This is a genomic window from Synechococcus sp. R55.3, assembly GCF_047461975.1.
Lineage (GTDB): Bacteria > Cyanobacteriota > Cyanobacteriia > Thermostichales > Thermostichaceae > Thermostichus.
This window is the reverse complement of record NZ_JANSIG010000002.1, coordinates 43,812-59,526: the sequence shown is the minus strand read 5'-3', so window position 1 is coordinate 59,526 and position 15,715 is coordinate 43,812. Positions and strand designations below refer to the sequence as shown.

Genomic DNA, 15,715 nt, shown 5'->3' with positions numbered 1-15,715 from the left:
CGCCACCACGCAGAGGGACTTTATAGAAACTTCATGGTTGATCCGATGAATCCAATCTTTTGGGCTTTGGGCATAGCTGTGCTGCTGGCCGTGGGCTTGGCAGCCTATCTGTTGACTGCTCGCAAATACGAGTCTCCCGCCTCTGTGGCCAAGTCTTACGACGAGTGGACTCGGGATGGGATCCTAGAGTTTTACTGGGGCGAACACATTCACCTAGGCCACTACGGCTCTCCTCCCCAACGAAAAAATTTTCTGCAGGCCAAGCACGACTTTGTCCACGAGATGGTGCGCTGGGGGGGGTTGGATCGACTGCCTGCAGGGACGACCGTGTTGGATGTGGGCTGCGGCATTGGTGGGAGCTGCCGCATCTTGGCCCGCGACTACGGCTTTGTTGTAACCGGTATCACCATCAGTCCTCAGCAGGTGAAGCGGGCCCAGGAGCTCACCCCCCCTGATCTGCCTGTCCAGTTTCAGGTGGCAGATGCCCTCGACCTGCCCTTCCCCGATGCCAGCTTCGATGTGGTGTGGTCCATTGAGGCAGGGCCTCACATGCCGGACAAGGCCCGCTATGCCCAAGAGATGCTGCGGGTGTTGAAGCCAGGGGGAATCCTGGTGGTGGCGGACTGGAACCAGCGGGACGACCGGCAAAAGCCCCTGAACTTTTGGGAGCGGCTGGTGATGCGGCAACTGTTGGATCAATGGTCACACCCTTCCTTCTCCAGCATCGAAGGCTTTGCCGAGCAGTTGGAGGCTACTGGCCTGGTGGCGGGACGGGTAGAAACCGCCGACTGGACTCAGGAGACCCTTCCCTCTTGGCTGGATTCCATCTGGCAGGGCATTGTCCGTCCCGAAGGGTTGCTGAAGTTTGGCTTGGTGGGCCTGATTAAGTCGCTACGGGAGGTGCCCACTTTCTTGCTCATGCGCCTGGCCTTCGGCACAGGGCTGTGTCGCTTTGGCATGTTCCGAGCGGTGCGGGCAGCTTGTGCTCACAGCCCCAGCTCGGACTTAGCCTGTTGGGCGGCCAGGAGCACCTCCGCATCCTCAGCCTGAGACCAGTCAGGATCGGCAATTTCGGCGTAGAACCGCTGGTCGTAGGGGCGGGTTTGCACCACCACCGGCATGGGCACGGCATGGCCCAGAATTAGGGCTTGCTGTTTGGAATCCAGCTTGGCCAACACCGTTCTCAAGTTCTGGCTACCCGCCACCCCTGTGAACACCGCCTCGATATCTTGGTCGTCGTTGAGCAGCGCCGTGATGCGAGTGCCCAACTGCGACATCACCTCGCTGTCGATGCGGGAAGGGCGCTGATCCACCACCAGCAGCGTGACAAAGTACTTGCGCATCTCGCGGGCAATGGTGCCGAAGATGGTCTGCTTGGCCGCCCGCGGATTTAGAAAGCGGTGGGCCTCCTCGATGGTGATGCACAGTTGACGGGGCCGGTCGAGGGGATTTTTGGATTGCAAGTACCGCTCCGTCTGGTGCACGTAGGCCTGGTGAATGCGGCGGGTGATGACGTTGGCCGCCAACATGTAGGAGAGCAGGTTGGACTGGGATCCAAACTCGATAACCACGTGAATGCCGCGGCTGAGGGCATCCAAAATCTGGCCGATGTAGTTGTGGGGCAGGGTGCTGCGGATGTACTTGAGGTTGTCAAGGCGGGTGAGCTTGCGCTGCAGGGCCATCATCGAGGCTTTGTTGCCCATTTTCTGTTCGCAAAACTCTTGAATCTCGGTGTTGGAAAGGCTCAAGAGGCGGCTGATCCAGTCGCGGCCAAACTCGTTGCGCAGGATAATGGCGTTTTCCAGGCTGGCTTCCGATAGGTTCAGCTCCTCTGCCAACAGGGCCAGATCCTCCACCTCGATCTGGTTGTAGGCGATGAAGAGCTCCTGCGCATCCCGCACCCCTCGCCGCCGGGTGGAATCGGGATCCAGGGTATAGATCTGTACCTGACCGGGAAAGAGCTGCCGCAAGCCCTTGACGGTGCTGGCGTGTTTGTCTTCGCTGGCCGCCTCCCAGCCGTACTCGGAGTGCATGTCAAAGATCAAGTTCACCGCTGCCCGTTTGCGGATGATGCCGGCCAGGATCAGGCGGGCTAGAAAGGACTTGCCGGTGCCCGATTTGCCGAAAATGCCGTTGCTGCGCTCCACCCAGCGATCCAAGTCCAAACAGATGGGCACAGCCATGTCGAGGGGCTGGCCGATAGCAAAGTTGCGCCGCTCCGGGTCGTCTTCCCAGCCGAAGACGGTGCGAAAGTCCAGTTCCCGTGCCTCATACACTTGCGAAAAATGGGCGGGCACTGTTTTCACGGGCAGCAGCTCCATGGCGCCAGCGGAAGGGGGTTCTTGGCCGAGGGGAGCTGCCAACGCTTCTGGCCGTTCGGGATTGACCAGGGGATACAGCCTTTCCCCTTCCGTTTGCCGCGGCACCAACATCAGCATCGGGGTGAGGGCAATAATGCCGTAGGTGCCGGTACCTGCCAGCACCTCCTGCAGCAAGGTCTCTTCCGGGCGGGGGGGATTGACCAGAATTTGGGAGTTGCTGGTTTCTAGGGTAACGTCAGTAAGCAGGCCAAAGAAGCGGTTGCGCTGCCCCTGGATCACCACGAATTTGCCCACCCGCAAGTCTTCTACCGAGACACCGGGATTGAGGCGAGCTTCCAGCCCTCGACTCAGGGATCCCTGAATCACGGTGGCCAAAGGTTGAGGAGGGGTCATGGCAGTGGGGGTTGGGTTCCAGATGCCTTATTCAGTTGCCCATCTGTAAGCGGGCGCTGGTGCGGGGGGCGCCATCCTGCACAATCCAGGTGCGGACGATCTCCACTTCCTCCGGCGTCCAAAAGCCCAGACGGGACAGGGGCAGCCCGCGGGCCTGAATGTAGGCAATCTCAGGAGATCCGCCGCGAGCTTGGGGGCGGTTGGGGTTAATGGCGTTGAGGATGTAGGCGTGGCGGCTCGTCCACCGGGGATTGATCAACTCGCTATTGGGATCCCCGGGCCTGACATAGGCCATCGTGGCCTCATAACTGTCCAGCAACTGGGTGCGCTGCCGTCCTGCCGGCTGATGGCAACCCACACAACTGGCTTCTAGCAGCGGTTTGACATCCCGTTCGTAGGTAAATTGCGGTTCGGTGCGAAAACTCAGCTGAATGGCCTGCTCGAGGGGCAGCCCCTCTTGGGGAGAAAGCGTGAGGGTGTAACGGGTGCTAAAGCGCAAGGGATCCCGAGGCTTAAGCAACAACTCGTCTCCCTGCACATCAAAAATAACCGCTGCCGGCGGATCCAACTGAACCGCCAGACGTTGTAGATTGGGATCCAGTGGCCGATTGAATTGCAGCCGAATGACTCCATCCACAAAAACATCCTGCTGTTCGGGGGTAGGCTGGGAAGACACCCACTCCAAAAATGCCTGACTTTGAGAAGCATTCGACTGAGGCCAAACTTGCCGATGAGACTCGATGACAAAGAACGCTGCTGCCAACAACAACAGCCCCGCCCAAGTTCGCCACCGCCGCCAATGGCGAAAGACATTTTGTACGGTCGGAGTGTTCATTGCCGCAGACCCAATTTAACTGTTGTCAGAATAGCGAACTTACCCACACTTCAGCCATTGATGAGGTACAAACTGCCAGGGATCCCCAGCGGATCATGAGGATCCCTTGTTCTGAAAAGTAGAAAGACAATGAGCACTGGAGCGAAGGGAAGAGGTCGCTGCTCCCAAGCCCCTAGAGGCCGAAAGGAATACCAAAGGCTTTACCCAAGCTGAGATGAACTCACCAGCAGGGAAAAGCATCCAGGGAGACAGCAAATCAGTTGACCCGCTCCAGCTTGATGTTATGGTGGCCCAGCTTGATCTCGAACTCATCTCCGGGCTTGAGGCCCATCTTCTTGGTGTAGGCAGCTCCAATCAGGAGGTTGCCATTCTTATGAACCGAAACCCGGAAGGTAGGAGCGCGGCCACGGGATCCATTTTCGTCACTAGCGCCGAGATCCACGCCAACGGCCTTCAACAGGGCGTTGTTAAACTGCATCAGATTCACTCGCTCCTGACCATTCTTGGTGTAGGTGACATAACCACAGGCGCGAGCTTTTTCCTTGCGATCCGCATTTCCCATTGAAGTTACCTTGTCGAGGAGCTCTTGGCCAGTGAGTGGTTTTGGTTTACTGGTTGTAGCCATATCGAGATGGTTTTAGGGACAACTGTTAGTGTAGCCAGAAACAAACAGCGATTGCAATAGAGTTTGATCCAACTCTTCTTAATTAGAGGGAATGAGTGCGCGACTGCAATGGGATCTGAGGGCTGGTTGCGCAAAACAGCAGTGGGGAATTCCCTCTGAAGGCCAGAACCTATGGGGGAGACTTTGGCTGAAATGGGGAATGATAGGCTCTCAGGCCCTATTCTCGACAGGGTCAAAAGTATCTTTGGGCGAGGGATCCCCGCTTTGCCGCCGGAATTGAGCAAAAGCAGGGAAACTGGAAACAAGGCTGTTTGCGTGTCACTCAATATGGATCCCTTTTGGTCAGGGCGGCGTCTCCTCATTGGGGTGAGTGGGGGGATTGCTGCCTACAAAACGGCAGCTTTGGTGTCTGCTCTGGCGCAGCAGGGAGCAGAGATCAAGGTGGTTTTGACAAAAGCTGCGGAACATTTTATTTCTCCTTTGGCTTTTGCCACCTTGTCTCGCCAACCGGCTTTCACCGATGCCGCCTTTTGGCAAGCAACACGAGGACGACCGCTGCACATCGAGTTGGGGGAATGGGCGGAGGCTCTCCTCATTGCACCCTTGTCGGCCAACACCTTGGGCAAGTTGGCTCATGGGCTGGCGGATAACTTGCTCACCAATGTGGTTTTGGCTTCCCGGTGTCCGGTGGCGGTGGCACCGGCTATGAATACGCAGATGTGGAAGGCAGAGAAGGTAGCCGAGAATTGGCAGCGGCTACACCAGGATCCCCGTTTTTGGGCCTTGCCGACGGCCAGTGGCCGCCTGGCCTGTGATGCGGTGGGGGAAGGGCGCATGTTGGAGCCGGAGGCGCTGCAGGAGTATGTGCGGGCTTTGCTCTGGACAGCGGGGAAAAAAGATTGGCAAGGCAAGCGGGTGTTGGTGACGGCGGGGGGGACACGGGAGCCCATCGACGCGGTGCGTTTTATCGGCAACCCGGCCAGTGGTCGGATGGGAGTGGCGCTGGCGGTGGCGGCAGCCTGCCGGGGGGCGACAGTGACGCTGGTCCATGGGCCGTTGGGGATCCCCTTTGATCCAGCGCCCTTCGCCATTCGGGCCATTCCGGTGGAGACGGCAGCCCAACTGGAGGCGGCTTTGCAGGCGGAATTTCCCCAGGCGGATCTCTTGTGGATGGCTGCTGCTGTGGGGGATGTGCGCCCCTCTCAGGTTTACGCGGGGAAGCTGCCCAAAGCCGATCTACCCCAGATGTTGCCGTTGGAGCCGATCCCTGACCTGCTGGCAGCTCTGGCCCGCCACAAACGCCCTGGCCAACGCCTCATCGGCTTTGCCGCCCAAAGTGGGGATCCCTTGCCACCGGCCAGAGAGAAGCTCCGCCAGAAGGGCCTGGATGCTATTGTGGCCAACCCCATCGACCAACCGGATAGCGGCTTTGGCAGCAGCCACAACCAAGGCTATTGGATCCCCCAGCAGGGAAACCCAGAACGGATCCCATTGGCGACCAAGTCAACCCTGGCCCACCGACTGCTGGATCTGGCCCTGCACTTGGAGTTGGGCTGACTTCGACACCAAGACTAACGATCTTGCCAAAGATCAGGTACCTTTGAGGCTAAGCGCAGAGGGATCCCATGGCGATCATCGTCCTGAAAGCCTGGTATTTGGATTCGGTGTTGTCTGCTTCTCAAGTCCAACAGAGGGCCCCCGACCTGCGCCTAAGCCGTACCGGCCTCTTGAAAACGGCGATGCGGGCCGACTTTCTCGACGATGTGGAGCAGGTGAAGGCTTCCGTATGGTGGCAGCGCTACCTGGAAGGAGAGCTGGTGGAGTTTTACATCGAAGGCAGCGGCGCCTACAGCATCTCCAACCTCGATTTAATTAGCCGCGAGATCTACTTTAATAAGCGGGCCACTCTGAACATGACCGAGCCCGTCATCTACTTCTGCGGCCAATCGGATTACCCCAACTCCAGCGCCACTCTGTACCGGGCATTGCAAGCCGTGGTGGAGGCTCTCAATCGCGACCACAGACCGGTCGTGCCCCTGCAGCTGCAGGGATCCCTTCCCGCTGAGGCTGAGACCCCGCTCATCGATGCGGCCTTGATTCGCAAGCTCAAGCACGCGCTGCTGGTGGTGGCCGATGTAACCCCTGTGCAGGTGAATGGCCGGGGGCGTCCCCTACCCAGCCCTCAGGTCTGTCTGGAGTTGGGCTATGCCCTGCAATCGAAGCGCCCCGAACAATTGCTGCTGGTACAACTCCCCCGCGACGGCATCGAGGGATCCTTTCCCTTTGAGGTAGAGGGCAGCAGTTTTTTGAAAATCGCCGATCCCCAGCATCTGTCCGATCAATTGGGAGCCGAGATCGCCCGGCAGTTGCAGCGCAACCGGGTTATCTCCCTCTAGCCAGCAGCACCTATCCAACCTCCCCTCGCAGCCGTTAGACTTTTGGAGATGGTCACTCCTGGCCATGGGGGATCTGGCTCCCCGAAACCCAAACAGCCTCCATCGTCGCTACCTTTTCTCCCCTTGTGAACCATGACCCTGGTTAACGCAAATCCTTTGGTTTCGCCGGATCGCTCTGCGGCAGGTTGGCAGAGAGGTCTGAACAGCATAATGTTCCTGCTGCTGTTGGGGGTTCCCCTATCTTGGGTGGGGCACTTCCGGGGCTGGGATCCCAACCTGGTTTTCCTCTGTGCGGCTTTGGCGGTGGTGGCCTTGGCGAAGTTTATGGGTCAGGCCACGGAAGAGATCGCGGCCTTGACAGGGCCGACAGTCGGGGGGCTGATCAACGCCACCTTTGGCAATGCAGCGGAGTTGATCATCGGCTTGGTGGCACTGCGGGCGGGGTTGGTGGATGTGGTGAAAGCCTCCATCACCGGCGCGATCATCAGTAACCTGCTCCTGGTGGCCGGCTTGGCCATGTTTTTGGGCGGGATCAAGTTTCGGGAGCAGAGCTTTCGACCCGAGGTGGCCCGCATGAATGCCTCGGTGATGAACCTGGCGGTGGTGGCCTTGATCTTGCCCAGCGTGGTCACCTATGCCGATGCCAACTTGGGGGAGATCTCCATCCAAGAGCTATCCACGGCGGTAGCCCTGGTGCTGATCGGGGTTTACGGTCTTACTTTGCTGTTTTCCCTCAAAACCCACAGCTACCTCTACACCCTTCACGAAGCGGAAGCCGCAGAAGATGAGGCGGCCAGTCGCCTGGCCCTCAATCCGGTTTTGCAGGCGGAGGGATCCATTCCCCAAGTGCTGACGGCTCCACCTGAGCGGGCCGGTTTGGGGTTTTGGGTGCTGATCCTCTTGGGGTTGACGGTGCTGGTGGCGCTGGAGTCGGAACTGTTGGTGAGCACTCTAGAGGATACGCTGGAACACTTTCACATGACGCCGCTGTTTATGGGGGTGATTTTGTTGCCGATCATCGGCAACGCGGCAGAGCATGCGACGGCGATCACGGTGGCCATGAAAGACAAGATGGATCTCTCCTTCTCGGTGGCGCTGGGCTCGACGATGCAAATTGCCCTGTTTGTGGCACCTCTGCTGGTGCTGGCCGGGGATGTGCTGCATCAGCCCATGAACTTCAACTTCGGCATGGTAGAGTTGGTGGCCATTGCCGTCTCGGTGCTGCTGATCAATTCCGTTAGCAGCGATGGGCGATCCAACTGGCTGGAAGGGCTACTGCTCTTGGCCACCTACGCCATCCTTGGGATTGCCTTCTTCTTTCTGGAGTGAGGTTGTTCAAGTGCTTCGCACCGCTGACGCGAACGGCTCATGCTGCACAAACTGCGATCGGTAGACAAGCCGAAGCCGGGGAAAACGGGATCCCTGTTTTGGCCTCTCCTTTTCAGTGCATCTCTTGCCCTATCCCCCATAAGCGGGCCCGCATGGGGGCAGGAAACTGCTGAAAACAACGGCACCGCCCCCAACCTGCCTTTGCTCAACCGTTTGGATGCCCTAGAAGAGCTGCGGCAAGCGCTTAGCCTCCCCACCTCTTCTATCCAGGCGGAGGCCGTGACGCTGGATGGGCGGCGTTTGTTCGTGGTTACCGCACCGCAGGGGGATCCCGGCAGCCTGCCTCCGGTGTCGCAGCGGGTGCGCTCCATTGAACAAACCCTGCACCAGTTGGCCAGCGCCGGATTCGATCCAGAGGCGCTGCAGGTTGAAGTCACCCTGGACGGCCAGACCAACCAGCCTGTTATCCGGGTGAATGGGCGACATTTGCTAACCATCACCTCCCTCGATGCTCAATTCCAGGGCGCCCAACCCATGGACTGGGCTGAGCAGGTAGCCGGCATTGTTGAGGAAGCGCTGCGCACTTCGCAACGGGAGCGGCAGCCTCAATTTTTGCGCCGCCAAGCGGTGATTGCCCTCGGCATCCTGGCTGTGGTAGGGAGCCTGAGCCAGCTCTGCCAGCGAAAACGGCGACGGCTGCAGCAAAAACGCGATGCCCTGCAGACGGAATACCAGGCCATCCAAGCAGAGATTCAGGAGCGCCTAGCGGGGGAAGAGCAGCCGGGCGTGGATCCCGTCTTGGTCGAACAACAGGCCGGACGCAAACGGCAGGAATCCTACTTGGAGCTGCAAATTCGCCTGCTACGCCTGGTGCAAATTAGCCTGTGGGTGGGCGGAGTCGGGGTGAGCTTGGGCCTTTTCCCGCAAACGCGACCCCTGCAAAGGTTTTTCCTGGTTTCCCTGCGCGGCCCTCTGTTGCGGTTGGTAGGGGTGGGTCTGGCCACCTATGGCAGTGTCTGGCTGAGTGGACTGGTACTGGATAACCTCTTTGCTGCCCTGCGCCAAGAGCAAAATGCCCCCACCTATCGCCTCAGCAAACGCCTCAGCACCTTTGCCAGCGTCTCTAAAGGAGCTGCAGCCACTACCCTGGTTTTGCTTGGATCCCTGGCTGGCCTGGCCTCGGTGGGGGTCAATATTGGCCCCTTAGTGGCCAGCCTAGGCTTTATTGGGCTGGGGATTTCCCTGGCTGCTCAGGATCTGATTAAGGACGTGATCAATGGGCTGTTGATTTTGATCGAAGATCAATTTGCCGAAGGGGATGTGATCGTGGTGGACGGGCGGGGCGGCCTTGTGGAACACATGGATCTGCGGCTAACCCAGTTGCGCAACACCGAAGGCAGCTTGATCTCTATCCCCAACAGTGCCATCCGGGTGGTGGAGAACCTCTCCAACGGCTGGTCACGGGTGGATCTGGGGATTGTGATCGCCTATGAAAACGATCTGGAACAGGCAATACGCATCACCGAGCAGGTGGCTCTGCAGATGTACCGGGAGCCAGCTTGGCGGGAAAAAATCCTCGAGCCCCCCGAAATGCACGGTGTCGATGATCTGGGGGAGCGGGGGATCACGCTGCGCATTTGGATCAAGGTGCAGCCTCTGCAGCAGTGGAGGGTGGCGCGGGAATACCGCCGTCGCCTCAAGCACGCCTTCGACCAAGCAGGGATCCAGATTCCTTTCCCGCAGCAGACCCTCTGGTTCCACAGCCCCTTGGAGATGCGCATCCAGGGTCTCAGCCCAGAGGAGACCCACCGCTTGCTGCACCTGATGGAATCGCGGCTCGAGGCTCGCCTGCGGGAAAGGGATCCCGTTGCAAACGACTTGACAAATTGACAAAATAGGCGGCTGCCGAAAGCTTCTACCCTTAGCCGCTCAGCCGGCTAGCAGTTTCAACAGGGCGGTCGCGCCAGCAGGCCGCAAGTCTAGTGACTACTCATCGCCGATGATTTCCGGCTCAGTCAGTTCATCCGACATTTCGATGACAGCGCGGCGGATTGGCTTCATCCAGCCATCTTCTATATCATCCGGATCCTCGTAGCGGCGGCGCTTGGCGCGGTTGGCCACCTGTACCGTGATGCGATAGCGATTTTTGGAAGCGTTGATCAGAGCCTCTACCCGACGCATCAGCTCGTCATTGTCAATAGCCAGTTGATTCTTGCGGGAAGCCATAATCGCAGTCTTAAATCTTGATATCTTGTTGCCACCAGGATCCCAACGAGACTCCGTCCCGCTAACGCGAAAGGACTCCGTCCCGCTACCGCGATCGTAGCAGAGAACCTTCCAGTTCTTGCATTCCTGTAGCGTTGCATGGCAATAGGGTGGGACTTTTGCCAAGAACTCATTTGTCAAGATTTGTCAAGAACTCATTTGTAGAGCAGCTTGCTCTGCTCTTGTACAACTCACAGGGGCTGCTAATCCAGCAAAAACTGTACCCACTTCGGCGGGGGTGGCAGCGGGCAACGAAAGTGCTCCATCACCAGGGCGGCCGCCAAATGCACCGTGAATACGTAGATGAGGGAATTGAAGGCAATAAATCCCACCACCACCACCTGAACCATCCAGGGTTCTGCCACCCAGTAGACGCCCCATCGGCTGAGGGACACATCCAGGAGCCAGTTGGTTAGGCCGGTGAGTTGAATCGTCACGTAGGTCCAGAGGTTTTCCCCCACCAGTAGGGAGGAAAGCACCAACTGAAAGATCAAGCCCAGGGCGCTGAGCACAGCCCCGCTCACCACCGAGACGTACCAGGAAAGACGCTGCTGCCACAGGCGGGCACACCAATAGCCCAGCAGACCATAGGGAATGACATAGAGAATGCTGCGCGTGGGCCCTATCAGCACCGTCAGCAACAGGCCGGAGACTGCCAGGGCCATTGCCCCTGTGCGGGGATCCCAGCGCATCACCGCCAGCGCCACCGGAATGGGGAAAAACAGACGTATAAAGGGGGCCAGCGGCGTGTAGCTCAGGATCCAGATCAAGGCCGCGGTACTGGCCAAAAAAGCCGTTTCCACCACCCTCAAGGCCGGAGAACGGGAAGGGGGGGGAGGCAAGGGAGGAAAGTCATCCTGCACAGAAGGCTGAGGCGGCGGGGGCACATCCAGAAAAGCACAACTTTTCCCAGCTTAGCTTGTCGGGGTGTGGGGGTAGCTAAGCCCCGCACTGTACTCGTAGAGTCAGTGTCGAGATACAGATACCCCCACATGGTGTATGATGGGAGTACTTGCACAAAACGGCTTTTGCCGGAATCTGGTGCAACTACGCGGTAGGGCATTCCGTGTCTGCTCGTGGAGGGTTCTTGCGTAGGCTCCCCGATGAAGCGAGAAGCCCACGCTTTACCCGTAGGGTCAGCGATGGGAGTATGTCACGCCACCGGTTGCCGGGTTGGGCGAATTGTTGCCCAGAGGTGTAGATCTGGACTGCAAATCGGCTACAGGATAGGCCCTGTTGTCGATTGGGGCTGCCTCAGCGGATCCCTTTTGGATTTCAGGACATTCGGCAACATTTCCCAAGGCCAACCGTGAACCGACCCCCATCGGCCAGTCTCTCCTGACCCTACCCATCAACTTGTCTTGAAACGACTAGGGCGTTCTGATAAAGTCGAGGCGGGATTTGCCCTGAGAGAGCGGGATCCCTTCTGGACAAGTCTAGGGTCAATGCTATGGCAGTGCGGGTGGGCATCAACGGTTTTGGCCGCATCGGACGGCTGGTTTTGCGGGCTGCTTGGGGCTGGGAAGAGCTGGAATTCGCCCACATCAACGAGATCAAAGGGGGAGCTGCGACGGCGGCCCACCTGTTGAAGTTTGACTCGGTGCAGGGCCGCTGGGCTATCGACATTGAGGGATCCGATAACCGGCTGCGCATCCAAGAGAAAACCCTCACCTTCAGCGAACACAAATCCCCCGGTGAAGTGCCCTGGGCAGAGTTGGGGATCGAGCTAGTGCTGGAATGCTCGGGCAAATTTGTCAAGGCAGCGGAGCTGGATGCCTACTTCAAAGCGGGGGTGCGCAAGGTGATTGTGGCTGCCCCTGTCAAGGACGAAGAGGCCCTCAACATTGTTATGGGCGTCAACGATCACCTGTACGACCCGGCCCGGCACCATTTGCTCACGGCGGCTTCCTGCACCACCAACTGTCTGGCTCCCTTGGTGAAGGTCATCCACGAGGGAATCGGCATTGTTCACGGGGTGATCACCACCATCCATGACGTCACCAATACCCAAACCATGGTGGATGCCCCCCACAAAGATCTGCGGCGGGCCCGCTCCGCTCTGCTGTCTTTGGTGCCCACCACCACCGGCTCTGCTACGGCCATTGGTCTGATTTACCCCGAACTCAACGGCAAATTAAACGGCATTGCGGTGCGTGTTCCTCTCTTGAACGCTTCCCTAACCGATGCCGTGTTCGAAGTCAGGCGGCCCACCACCGTGGAAGAAGTCAATCACCTCTTAAAAACTGCAGCCGAGGGCGAACTCAAGGGGATCCTCGGCTACGAGGAGCTGCCCCTGGTCTCGGTGGATTTCAAAGGGGATCCCCGTTCCAGCATTGTGGATGCGCCCTCGACGATGGTGGTGGATGGTACCCAGGTGAAGATCCTGGCCTGGTACGACAACGAATGGGGCTACGCCAACCGCATGGCGGAACTGGCCCGCAAAGTGGCCCGCAGTCTATAGAAACATCTCCCTTGGAGACCTGCCCATGACTTCTGTTTCGACAGCTCAAGCCTCTGCGGTTCGCAACTATGCCCTGGTTACAGCCGCCTACTGGGGATTCACCATCACCGATGGCGCCATCCGCATGTTGGTGCTGCTGCACTTCCACAAGTTGGGCTTTACCCCGATCCAAATTGCCATGCTGTTTCTCTTCTACGAGATCTTCGGGGTGATTACCAACTTCCTGGGCGGGTGGATTGGATCCCTGTTTGGCCTGAGGCTGACCCTCTATGGCGGCATTGCCATCCAGATCTTCGGTTTGGTGATGCTGGGCGTGTTGAACATGCAGTGGCCGGTCTGGGGTCAGGTGGCCTACGTGATGACCGCCCAAGCTCTGGCCGGGATCGCCAAAGATCTCACCAAGATGAGCTCCAAAAGCGCCATCCGCCTGGTGGTGCCCAAAGAAGCGGAATCCCGCCTGTTTCGTTGGGTGGCTATGCTCACGGGATCCAAAAACGCCCTCAAGGGGGTGGGGTTCTTTGTGGGAGCGGCCCTGCTGCAGATCTTCACCGAAATCTACGGGGATCCCATGGGCTTCCGCATGGCCAACTTTGTCCAGGCGGGGGCGTTGGCTTTGATCTTCTGTTCGGGGGCGCTGCTGCCGGCAGACATGGGCAAAATCAAGGCCAAGATCCCCTTCAAGCGGCTGTTTTCCAAGAGCAGAGAGATCAACATCCTCTCGGCGGCCCGCTTTTTCCTGTTTGGGTCGCGGGATGTGTGGTTTGTGGTGGCCCTGCCGGTGTTTCTCTACGACGAGCTGGGCTGGACTTTTATGCAGGTGGGCAGTTACATGGCCATCTGGGTGATTGGCTATGGGTTCATTCAGTTTGTAGCGCCGCAACTGCTGGGTGGGGGTCGCCCTGGCCGTGCTCCCAAGGCCCGCACCATCCAGATTTGGACCTTCGTGCTGACGGCGGTGCCGGCGATCATTGCCACAGCCTTCATGGCCGGGCTGGCACCGGAGCTGGTGATCACCGGCGGCTTGATCCTGTTCGGGATCGTCTTTGCCTTCAATTCGGCGGTGCATTCCTACCTGGTGCTGGCCTACACGGAAGACGACGACGTAGCCCTCAATGTGGGCTTTTATTACATGGCTAATTCCGGCGGGCGGCTGTTGGGGACGGTAACTTCTGGCATCCTCTTCCAGTTCTACGGGTTGGAGGGCTGCCTTTGGTTTTCCACCCTTTTGATCTTGGCGGCGGGGCTGTTCTCGTTGAAATTGCCGGATCCCAGCAAAACCCCGGTGGAGTGGGTGGTTAAGCCAGGGGATTGAGGATGGAGGGCTACCAGCGGAGATCGATGCATCCATTCAACCCATCCACAAATGGGTGGAGGGGAAAGAACTCTGCTCAGCACAAACGAGAGGCCCAACGATGAGATAGTAGAGGAGCAAGCAGCTTTTCCGGCAGACTATGAGCCTGCGCATCGTTCCCACGACGCCCTTTCCCGGCCAAAGACCCGGCACTTCTGGCCTGCGCAAGCCGGTGTCCGTGTTTCAGCAGCCCCACTACCTGGAAAACTTCGTCCAATCCATTTTTGATGTCCTAGAGGGATCCGCCGGCCAAACCCTGGTGGTGGGGGGAGATGGCCGCTACTACAACCGCGAGGCCATTCAGATCCTGCTCAAGATGGCGGCGGCCAACGGCATCGGGCGAGTCCTGGTGGGCCAAGGAGGGATCCTCTCCACGCCGGCGGTCTCCTGTCTCATCCGCAAGTACGGCGCCTACGGGGGGATCATCTTCTCTGCCAGCCACAACCCCGGTGGCCCCCAGGGGGATTTTGGCATTAAGTACAACATCGGCAACGGCGGCCCTGCCCCGGAGAAGGTGACTGAGGCCATTTACGCCCGCACCCAGCGGATCCAGGAGTACCGCATCTGGGAAGCTCCCGATGTCGATCTGGATCGCTTGGGCGAGCAACGGCTGGGGTCCCTCACGGTGTCCGTCATCGACCCGGTGGCCGATTACTTGAGCCTGATGCAGCGTCTGTTCGATTTCGAGGCCATCCGCGACTACCTGGCCTCTGGGATCCGCATTGCCTTCGACGCCATGCACGCCGTCACCGGCCCCTATGCCCACGCCATTTTCCAGGGATCCCTGGGAGCGCCAGAGGGCAGTGTGCTCAACGGGCAGCCCCTGCCGGATTTTGGCGGCGGACACCCGGATCCTAACCTGGTGCATGCCCGCTCGTTGGTGGAACTGTTGTTTCGGGAAGATGGGCCGGACTTTGGTGCCGCTTCCGATGGGGATGGGGATCGCAATCTGATCCTGGGCCGCCAATTTTACGTGACCCCCAGCGACAGCTTGGCAGTCTTGGCTGCCAATGCCCACCTGGTACCCGGCTACCGAGAAGGTCTGGCGGGAATTGCCCGCTCCATGCCCACCAGCCAGGCAGCGGATCGGGTGGCGGCCAAGCTGGGGATCCCTTGCTACGAGACCCCCACCGGCTGGAAATTCTTCGGCAACCTGCTGGATGCCGGCAAGGTCACCCTCTGCGGGGAAGAGAGCTTCGGCACCGGATCTCACCACATCCGGGAAAAAGACGGGCTCTGGGCCGTCCTGTTTTGGCTGAACATTTTGGCCGCTCGACGGCAGCCGGTGCGGCAGATCGTGGAAGAACACTGGCGCACTTATGGGCGCAACGTCTACTCCCGTCACGACTACGAGGGACTGCCGGTGGAGGTGGCCGAGGCGCTGATGGAAGACTTGCGACGCTCCCTGCCTGGGTGGGTGGGCCAGCGCTTGGGATCCCACACAGTGGCTTATGCCGATGACTTCAGCTACACCGATCCCGTGGACGGCAGCACCACCAGCCACCAAGGGATCCGCATTGGCTTTGAGGATGGATCCCGCATCATCTACCGGCTTTCGGGAACCGGCACCCACGGAGCCACCCTGCGGGTGTACCTGGAGCGATTGGAGCTGGATCCCGCCCGGCATGGCCTGGATCCCCAAGTGGCCTTGGCCGAACAGATTCAACTGGCCGATCACCTTGCCCAGATTCGCGCCCGCACCGGTCGGCAGCAGCCAGACGTCATCACCTAGCCCGTCG

13 protein-coding genes are annotated in these 15,715 nt (G+C 59.1%); 8 read left to right on the top strand and 5 right to left on the bottom strand.

The features are described 5' to 3' along the window. Nucleotides 1-45: 45 nt before the first annotated feature. Complete coding sequence (locus NW849_RS00690; RefSeq protein ID WP_414355484.1) at nt 46-1,050, top strand: methyltransferase domain-containing protein; 1,005 nt, start codon at nt 46-48, stop codon at nt 1,048-1,050. Here the strand turns inward: NW849_RS00690 and NW849_RS00685 are convergent. From NW849_RS00685 to NW849_RS00675, 3 genes are all read right to left on the bottom strand, one after another. Further along, the gene (locus NW849_RS00685; protein WP_414355483.1) at nt 987-2,714 is read right to left on the bottom strand and encodes a helicase HerA domain-containing protein; all 1,728 of its coding nucleotides are present in this window, start codon (nt 2,712-2,714) and stop codon (nt 987-989) included. The two genes, NW849_RS00690 and NW849_RS00685, sit on opposite strands and share 64 nt — an antisense overlap. Before the next feature lie 31 nt (nt 2,715-2,745). Continuing rightward, complete coding sequence (locus tag NW849_RS00680) at nt 2,746-3,549, bottom strand: Ig-like domain-containing protein (RefSeq protein ID WP_414344649.1); 804 nt, start codon at nt 3,547-3,549, stop codon at nt 2,746-2,748. 256 nt (nt 3,550-3,805) lie between these two features. After that, a complete protein-coding gene (locus NW849_RS00675; RefSeq protein ID WP_011432615.1) occupies nt 3,806-4,174 on the bottom strand; it encodes an AbrB family transcriptional regulator in 369 nt (122 codons plus the stop codon). Between the two features lie 327 nt (nt 4,175-4,501). Here NW849_RS00675 and coaBC point away from each other — a divergent pair, with 327 nt between their 5' ends. The 4 genes from coaBC (at nt 4,502) to NW849_RS00655 (ending at nt 9,789) form a co-directional block, all read left to right on the top strand. After that, entirely contained in the window at nt 4,502-5,731 is a 1,230-nt protein-coding gene (gene coaBC / locus NW849_RS00670; protein ID WP_414355510.1) for a bifunctional phosphopantothenoylcysteine decarboxylase/phosphopantothenate--cysteine ligase CoaBC, read from the top strand. Nucleotides 5,732-5,799: 68 nt separating this feature from the next. Next, on the top strand, nt 5,800-6,570 hold the full coding sequence (locus NW849_RS00665; protein WP_414355482.1) for a hypothetical protein: 771 nt from the start codon (nt 5,800-5,802) through the stop codon (nt 6,568-6,570). Nucleotides 6,571-6,780: 210 nt separating this feature from the next. Further along, nucleotides 6,781-7,899, top strand: coding sequence for a calcium/proton exchanger (gene cax, locus NW849_RS00660; protein WP_414355509.1), 1,119 nt, complete (start codon nt 6,781-6,783; stop codon nt 7,897-7,899). Between the two features lie 39 nt (nt 7,900-7,938). Then, on the top strand, nt 7,939-9,789 hold the full coding sequence (locus NW849_RS00655) for a mechanosensitive ion channel family protein (RefSeq protein ID WP_414355481.1): 1,851 nt from the start codon (nt 7,939-7,941) through the stop codon (nt 9,787-9,789). Nucleotides 9,790-9,885: 96 nt separating this feature from the next. On the opposite strand, the gene NW849_RS00650 is transcribed toward NW849_RS00655, so the two are convergent. Together NW849_RS00650 and NW849_RS00645 are read right to left on the bottom strand one after the other, a co-directional pair. After that, complete coding sequence (locus NW849_RS00650) at nt 9,886-10,125, bottom strand: DNA-directed RNA polymerase subunit omega (RefSeq protein WP_011433877.1); 240 nt, start codon at nt 10,123-10,125, stop codon at nt 9,886-9,888. Between the two features lie 242 nt (nt 10,126-10,367). Next, a complete protein-coding gene (locus tag NW849_RS00645) occupies nt 10,368-11,006 on the bottom strand; it encodes a DUF2232 domain-containing protein (protein WP_414355480.1) in 639 nt (212 codons plus the stop codon). A gap of 608 nt (nt 11,007-11,614) precedes the next feature. Between NW849_RS00645 and NW849_RS00640 the strand changes: the two genes are divergently transcribed. The 3 genes from NW849_RS00640 (at nt 11,615) to NW849_RS00630 (ending at nt 15,708) form a co-directional block, all read left to right on the top strand. Beyond that, a complete protein-coding gene (locus NW849_RS00640) occupies nt 11,615-12,625 on the top strand; it encodes an ArsJ-associated glyceraldehyde-3-phosphate dehydrogenase (RefSeq protein WP_414355479.1) in 1,011 nt (336 codons plus the stop codon). Between the two features lie 25 nt (nt 12,626-12,650). Then, the gene (gene arsJ, locus NW849_RS00635; protein WP_414355478.1) at nt 12,651-13,937 is read left to right on the top strand and encodes an organoarsenical effux MFS transporter ArsJ; all 1,287 of its coding nucleotides are present in this window, start codon (nt 12,651-12,653) and stop codon (nt 13,935-13,937) included. Between the two features lie 139 nt (nt 13,938-14,076). After that, nucleotides 14,077-15,708, top strand: coding sequence for an alpha-D-glucose phosphate-specific phosphoglucomutase (locus NW849_RS00630; RefSeq protein ID WP_414355477.1), 1,632 nt, complete (start codon nt 14,077-14,079; stop codon nt 15,706-15,708). The last annotated feature ends 7 nt before the right edge of the window (nt 15,709-15,715 follow it).

Excerpts from the sequence above, each read along its gene's own strand:
- NW849_RS00690 (WP_414355484.1), top strand. The coding sequence starts at position 46 with ATGAATCCAATCTTTTGGGCTTTGGGCATAGCTGTGCTGCTGGCCGTG.
- NW849_RS00685 (WP_414355483.1), bottom strand. The coding sequence starts at position 2,714 with ATGACCCCTCCTCAACCTTTGGCCACCGTGATTCAGGGATCCCTGAGT.
- NW849_RS00680 (WP_414344649.1), bottom strand. The coding sequence starts at position 3,549 with ATGAACACTCCGACCGTACAAAATGTCTTTCGCCATTGGCGGCGGTGG.
- NW849_RS00675 (WP_011432615.1), bottom strand. The coding sequence starts at position 4,174 with ATGGCTACAACCAGTAAACCAAAACCACTCACTGGCCAAGAGCTCCTC.
- coaBC (WP_414355510.1), top strand. The coding sequence starts at position 4,502 with ATGGATCCCTTTTGGTCAGGGCGGCGTCTCCTCATTGGGGTGAGTGGG.
- NW849_RS00665 (WP_414355482.1), top strand. The coding sequence starts at position 5,800 with ATGGCGATCATCGTCCTGAAAGCCTGGTATTTGGATTCGGTGTTGTCT.
- cax (WP_414355509.1), top strand. The coding sequence starts at position 6,781 with ATGTTCCTGCTGCTGTTGGGGGTTCCCCTATCTTGGGTGGGGCACTTC.
- NW849_RS00655 (WP_414355481.1), top strand. The coding sequence starts at position 7,939 with ATGCTGCACAAACTGCGATCGGTAGACAAGCCGAAGCCGGGGAAAACG.
- NW849_RS00650 (WP_011433877.1), bottom strand. The coding sequence starts at position 10,125 with ATGGCTTCCCGCAAGAATCAACTGGCTATTGACAATGACGAGCTGATG.
- NW849_RS00640 (WP_414355479.1), top strand. The coding sequence starts at position 11,615 with ATGGCAGTGCGGGTGGGCATCAACGGTTTTGGCCGCATCGGACGGCTG.
- arsJ (WP_414355478.1), top strand. The coding sequence starts at position 12,651 with ATGACTTCTGTTTCGACAGCTCAAGCCTCTGCGGTTCGCAACTATGCC.
- NW849_RS00630 (WP_414355477.1), top strand. The coding sequence starts at position 14,077 with ATGAGCCTGCGCATCGTTCCCACGACGCCCTTTCCCGGCCAAAGACCC.